The sequence below is a fragment of the Streptomyces sp. SID3212 genome, from assembly GCF_009865405.1.
In the GTDB taxonomy this organism is placed as follows: domain Bacteria; phylum Actinomycetota; class Actinomycetes; order Streptomycetales; family Streptomycetaceae; genus Streptomyces.
Genome location: NZ_WWJY01000213.1, coordinates 1 through 5,292 on the forward strand (window position 1 = coordinate 1; position 5,292 = coordinate 5,292).

The window sequence follows — 5,292 nt, forward strand, 5'->3', positions numbered from 1 at the left end:
CGGCGACGACAAGGACGTCGAGGCGAACGTCGACCGCGCCCATCACCAGTGGGAGCAGCTCGACGACCCCGTACGCGCCCGCGAACTCGCCCCGGCGCTCACATCGCTGCGCCGCGCGGTGCCGGGCCGCAAGGACGGGGCGCTCCAGGCGATCCAGCGGCGCATCTGACCCGGGGCCGCCCGGCCGGGCCGTACGACGCACAGCGCCTCCGTGCGGCGCGTCACCTGCGTACGCGGCACACCGCCCCGCGCTCGCTCAGTCGTCCGCCCGCTCCTCCGGCTTCGTACCGTCCCCGCCGTCCCCGTCCTCCCCCTTCTCGTGCTCCTCGTGTTCCTCCTCGGACCGCCGCCTCCGGCGCCGGATCACATGCCGCGCGATCAACGCCGCGATCAGCACCCCGAGCCCGATCAGCACATACGTCTGGTAGCGCGAGATCTCGTCGTAGATCGGTCCGATGTTCGTGCCCGCCGTATAGCCGAGCCCCGCCCACAGCCCCACCCACAACACGGCCCCCAGGCTGTTGAACGCGAGGAACCGCAACCACGGCATGCCCGTCGTCCCGGCGATGATCCCGTTGGCCTGGCGCAATCCCTCCACGAAGCGGGCGATCGTGACGACCTTCCCGCCGTTGCGGGTGAAGAAGTCCTCGGCCCGGCCGAATCTCTCCGGGGTGAGGAAGATGTACCGCCCCCACCGGTGGACGAACGCCCGGCCGCCGGTGCGGCCGATGACGTACCCGATGTTGTCCCCGACGATCGCCGCCGCGACGGCGATCGCCGCGATGGCGAAGATGTTGAGCTGCCCCGCCCCCGCGTAGACCGCCGCGGCGATCAGGATCGTCTCGCCGGGCGCCGGCACCCCGAAGTCCTCGACCAGGACCAGCAGACCGACCGCCAGGTAGCCGTAGTGGTCGAGCAGGGGTGCGAGGTACGCGAGCGGACCAGGCAGGGGAGGTGCGGCCATGAACCCATCTTGCTCTTCCGCCCCACGAACCCGACGCACCCCGGGCGCGCGCCCCCACCCGGGGGACCGTCTCCGTACGGGGGCTCTCCCGCGCGGTACCAATCAGGTACCGTACGGTCATGCCTTCTCTGAACGTGTCCTTCACCGATGAGGAACTCGAACATGTCCGGGTCGCCGCGGCAGCCGAGGGCAAGAGCCTGAAGCAGTACCTGCACGACCTCGGCGTCCGGGAACACCAGCGCAGGACGTTCGTCACCGGCGCGCTGGACTGGGGCGACAAGCTCCGCGGCCAGTTCGACGAGGCCTTCCCCGAGGAGATCCCCGCCGCTCAGCGTCCCGGATACGGAGCCAGTGCCGCCTGATGCTCCTGTACGTGGATGTGCCCTGGCTGCTCGACGTCCAGGAAGGGGCCGTCCCCGAGGACGTGTCGATAGCGGACTACTCCGCGCTGGTCGCGGCCGTCGCCCGGCACCGGACGAAGCTGCCGACGCTCGCCGCCGCCGACCCCGACGCGGCCTGGCGGGCGGCGGCACTGCTGCACACGATCGTGCGGCTGGAGCCGCTGCCCCAGCGCAACAGCTGGTTCGCGGCCCTCGTCGCCGCCCAGTACATGGGGCAGTCCGGTGAGGGCATCGATCCGCCGTACGGCGCCCTCCCCGAGCTGGTCCGCAAGATCCAGACCGGCGGTGTGACCCTCTACGACGTGGCCGAGCAGCTGCGCCTGTGGCGCATCTGACGCTGCCGGTACGGGCCTTCGCCCACCGAGTCCCGAGCGCCGTGCGACCCCTCGCTACCGGTCGTGACAGGATGTCCGTATGCCTAGCAACATTTACTTCGACATCACCATCCAGGACGAGGCCGCGGGAAGGATCGTCTTCAAGCTGTACGACGACGTCGTACCGAAGACGGCCAAGAACTTCCGGGAGCTGGCCACCGGCGTGCACGGCTTCGGCTACGAGGGCTCGCCCTTCCACCGGGTCATCCCGGACTTCATGCTTCAGGGAGGCGACTTCACCCGGGGCGACGGCACGGGTGGCAAGAGCATCTACGGCGAGAAGTTCGCCGACGAGGGCTTCACCCTCACGCACGACCGGCCGTTCCTGCTGTCCATGGCGAACGCCGGCCCGAACAGCAACGGCTCGCAGTTCTTCATCACCACGGTGAAGACGCCGTGGCTGGACGGCAAGCACGTCGTCTTCGGCGAGGTCGTCGAGGGCGAGGACCTGGTCAAGAAGATCGAGGCCCTGGGGTCCCGCTCCGGTGCCACCCGCGCCAAGATCGCCGTCGCGGCGTCCGGCGTCGTCGACGAGGCCGGCAAGTAGTCGTCCCGGCTCAGCCTCTCAGCCCCTGATCCGCCCCCGCACCGCCGCCCGACCACCGTCGGCGGTGCGGGGGCGGATCGTTTTTCCGGAACACCCCCCGTTTCCTGCCTGTCACGCCGCCGACGTCTTGATCTTGTAGGGGTTGTCGGAGTGCTGTCGGCGTTGTGTCCCGGAGCCGTAACCGGCTGAGGGGGCCGGGTCCCGGCCTCGTACCCCGTGGTGACCGCACCGGACGTTCCGGAGCGTCTGACCTCGGGAGACACGCATGTTGAACCACCGCGCCAAGCTGATCGCCGCCACCGCCGTAGCCGCGGGAGCGATGCTCCTGACCGCCTGCGAGGGTGACGACACCGGCACCGCGGGTACGGTCGCCCCCTCGGCGGCGGAGTCGAGCGGGCACCCGCACACCGGCGCCCCGGCGGTCGACGTGATCGGTAAGTACGACCCCGTCGACCGGAACGACGCCGTCTTCTTCGCCTCCGTGCTCAACGGTGCCAACGAGGTGCCCACGAAGGGCGGCCCGGCGGTCGGGGACAAGGACGGACACGCCATCGCGCTGATGCGCGTCCAGGGCGACGAGGTCTCCTTCGCCTTCACGTGGAAGGGCACCGGCACGCCCACCGCCGGCCACATCCACCAGGGCGGCGCGGGCACCAACGGCGACGTGAAGATCCCCTTCTTCACCGAGAAGCTGCCCGGCGGCCGGGACTCCGTCTACGGGACCGTCAAGGTCACCGACGCGGCGCTGCTGAAGAGTCTCAAGGCGGACCCCGGACAGTTCTACTTCAACCTCCACACCGCGGAGTTCCCGGGCGGCGCCGTCCGAGGGCAGGTCCACCAGCTGCCGCTGCCGATGAACCTCCCCGAGGCCTTCCGGGGCAACAGCCTCCACTCCGTCGTCACCGGCGCCCAGATCTACGCCTGCACCAAGCAGCCCGGTGGCGACCGGAAGTTCACCCAGGACAACGTGAAGGCCACGCTCGACGGGAACATCGCCCACAGCTTCCAGAAGTCCGGCCCCACGGGCCCGCCCCAGTGGATCGCACCGGACCACTCCGCCGTCACGGGCAAGGTGCTCCACAAGATCCCGAACGGTGACGGCAACATCCCCGAACTGGTCCTGGCGGCAACCCAGTCCGGCACGTCCGGCGGCGAATTCTCCACCACGAAGCTGGTACTGCGCCTGAACACGGAAGGAGGCGTGGCCCCGACCGGCACGTGCGACCCCACCACCCACCCCGAGGCATCGGTCCCGTACAAGGCGGACTACCTCTTCCTCAGCGGCAAGTAGTCCCAGGCTGACGCCGAAGCGCCCGGGGGCCGGTTTTGAACACCGTCCCCCGGCGCTCCAGTTGGCCGCGCCACTCGTCGAACGTCATGGTCGGCCGGGAGGGTCACCCCACGGGCACCGTAGCGCCGTCGCTCCCGGCCGGCCGGACCTGAGGCGCTCCCCCGAGGAGGCCGGTCAGCAACGCGTCGGCGGCCGGGGGCAGGAGGCGTGCTCCGTCGGGTGTCGACTCCAGGCCCCTCACCAGGGCGAGGCAGACGTCCGCGGCGTCGGACGGGCTGAGAGTCGCCGTGCCGTCGGAAGGTCCCGCGTGGGTCTCCGCGTCGGTGAACAACTCCGTCAGCAGGCCGCGCAGTTCCGTCGTGAAGCCGAGACATATGTCGCCGAACAGCCGGGCCTTCGCGTCCATCAGCTCCGCCGTGTGCGGCGAATCGCCGGTCAGCCGCAGCACCAGACGGAGTTTCGCGTCCAGGACGCCCCGGACGCGCTCGGCGTACGGGGCGTCGGCCGCCGCGGCCCGCCCGGCCTGGGCGAGCGCCTCGGTGTGCAGGCGTTCGGCGAGCCGGCGGAACGCGTCGTCCTTGCTGTTCACGTACTGGTAGACCGCCGACCGCGACACACCCATGGTGGAGGCGATGTCGTCCATCGTGGTGCGCCGCACGCCGTACCGGGCGAGGCAGTCGTACGTGGCGTCGAGGACTTCGGTGAGCCGGTCGGTGGCCACGCTCAGCCCAGCAGCTTGAGCAGTTCGGCCGCGAGCGGCGCCGACGAGGACGGATTCTGCCCGGTGACCAGGTTGCGGTCGACCACCACGTGCGGGGCCCACGACCCGCCCTCCTGGAAGTCCGTGCCGATCTCCACCAACCGGTCCTGGAGCAGCCACTTCGCCCGGTCGGCGAGCCCGCCCTGCCGCTCCTCGTCGTTGGTGAAACCGGTCACCCGGTAACCGGCGAACGGCGAGGCGCCGTCCACGGCCTCCGCCGCCAGCAGCGCCGCCGGGCCGTGGCACACGATGCCGAGAGGCTTGCCCGAGGCCAGGGTCGCGGTGAGCAGCCTTCCGGAGTCCGCGTCGACGGCCAGGTCCTCCATCGGACCGTGACCGCCCGGGTAGAAGACCGCGTCGAAGTCGGCGAGATCGACCTCCGCCAGCTTCACGGGGTGCTGGAGCTCGGTCATCGAAGCGAGGGCGCGGATGATGTCGTCGGCGCCCTCCTGGCCGCCGTTGGCGCCGGGGGCGAGGCTCCCCTTGTCGACGGTCGGCACCACGCCGCCCGGGGTGGCGACCACGATCCGGTGGCCGGCCCCCTTGAACGCCCGGTACGGAGCCACGGCCTCCTCGGCCCAGTACCCGCTCGGGTGCCGCGTGCCGTCCGCCAGCGTCCAGTGGTCCGCGCCGGTCAGCACAAAAAGGATCTTCGCCATGTCACATCTCTCACATCTGGATTCGCACAGTCTGACGTTCTGCACTCTGATCGTCAGGACGCTTACTCCGTGGAACGTAGTCCTCCGGACGGTGAGAAGCCAGCACGCCACGGGCCGGTGAGCCGCATGATGATCACATGACGGACGCATTCCTGAGCGGTACGGAAACGGCCTGGCGCGCGCTCGGCGGCGACCCCCGCCTGCTCTCCCGGGTCTCGGTCGTGGCCCGGGAGCACGCCCTGCCGGCGCGGCTTCCGGTACGGGAACTGGCCCGCGCCTGCGTGGCGGCCTGCGCC

Annotated in this window: 7 protein-coding genes; 4 read left to right on the forward strand and 3 right to left on the reverse strand. The window is 70.6% G+C overall.

Features of this window, described 5'->3' with window-relative positions:
• Positions 1–256 precede the first annotated feature (256 nt).
• Positions 257–964, reverse strand: a complete 708-nt coding sequence (locus GT042_RS06245; RefSeq protein WP_161307699.1) for a DedA family protein — start codon at positions 962–964, stop codon at positions 257–259.
• Between the two features lie 119 nt (positions 965–1,083).
• Here GT042_RS06245 and GT042_RS06250 point away from each other — a divergent pair, with 119 nt between their 5' ends.
• The 4 genes from GT042_RS06250 (at position 1,084) to GT042_RS06265 (ending at position 3,577) form a co-directional block, all read left to right on the forward strand.
• The gene (locus GT042_RS06250) at positions 1,084–1,326 is read left to right on the forward strand and encodes a hypothetical protein (RefSeq protein WP_161307700.1); all 243 of its coding nucleotides are present in this window, start codon (positions 1,084–1,086) and stop codon (positions 1,324–1,326) included.
• Positions 1,326–1,700, forward strand: a complete 375-nt coding sequence (locus GT042_RS06255; protein WP_161307701.1) for a toxin Doc — start codon at positions 1,326–1,328, stop codon at positions 1,698–1,700. Before GT042_RS06250 ends, GT042_RS06255 begins: the two co-directional genes overlap by 1 nt.
• A gap of 79 nt (positions 1,701–1,779) precedes the next feature.
• Positions 1,780–2,286, forward strand: coding sequence for a peptidylprolyl isomerase (locus GT042_RS06260; RefSeq protein ID WP_161307702.1), 507 nt, complete (start codon positions 1,780–1,782; stop codon positions 2,284–2,286).
• A 265-nt stretch (positions 2,287–2,551) separates the two neighbouring features.
• Positions 2,552–3,577, forward strand: coding sequence for a CHRD domain-containing protein (locus GT042_RS06265; RefSeq protein ID WP_161307703.1), 1,026 nt, complete (start codon positions 2,552–2,554; stop codon positions 3,575–3,577).
• A 103-nt stretch (positions 3,578–3,680) separates the two neighbouring features.
• Here GT042_RS06265 and GT042_RS06270 read toward each other — a convergent pair whose 3' ends face one another.
• Both GT042_RS06270 and GT042_RS06275 read right to left on the reverse strand, forming a co-directional pair.
• Positions 3,681–4,298, reverse strand: coding sequence for a TetR/AcrR family transcriptional regulator (locus GT042_RS06270; protein WP_161307704.1), 618 nt, complete (start codon positions 4,296–4,298; stop codon positions 3,681–3,683).
• Between the two features lie 2 nt (positions 4,299–4,300).
• A complete protein-coding gene (locus tag GT042_RS06275; RefSeq protein WP_161307705.1) occupies positions 4,301–4,996 on the reverse strand; it encodes a type 1 glutamine amidotransferase domain-containing protein in 696 nt (231 codons plus the stop codon).
• Positions 4,997–5,292: the final 296 nt, after the last annotated feature.

Coding starts and splice junctions, on each gene's coding strand:
- GT042_RS06245 (WP_161307699.1), bottom strand. CDS start 964: ATGGCCGCACCTCCCCTGCCTGGTCCGCTCGCGTACCTCGCACCCCTG.
- GT042_RS06250 (WP_161307700.1), top strand. CDS start 1,084: ATGCCTTCTCTGAACGTGTCCTTCACCGATGAGGAACTCGAACATGTC.
- GT042_RS06255 (WP_161307701.1), top strand. CDS start 1,326: ATGCTCCTGTACGTGGATGTGCCCTGGCTGCTCGACGTCCAGGAAGGG.
- GT042_RS06260 (WP_161307702.1), top strand. CDS start 1,780: ATGCCTAGCAACATTTACTTCGACATCACCATCCAGGACGAGGCCGCG.
- GT042_RS06265 (WP_161307703.1), top strand. CDS start 2,552: ATGTTGAACCACCGCGCCAAGCTGATCGCCGCCACCGCCGTAGCCGCG.
- GT042_RS06275 (WP_161307705.1), bottom strand. CDS start 4,996: ATGGCGAAGATCCTTTTTGTGCTGACCGGCGCGGACCACTGGACGCTG.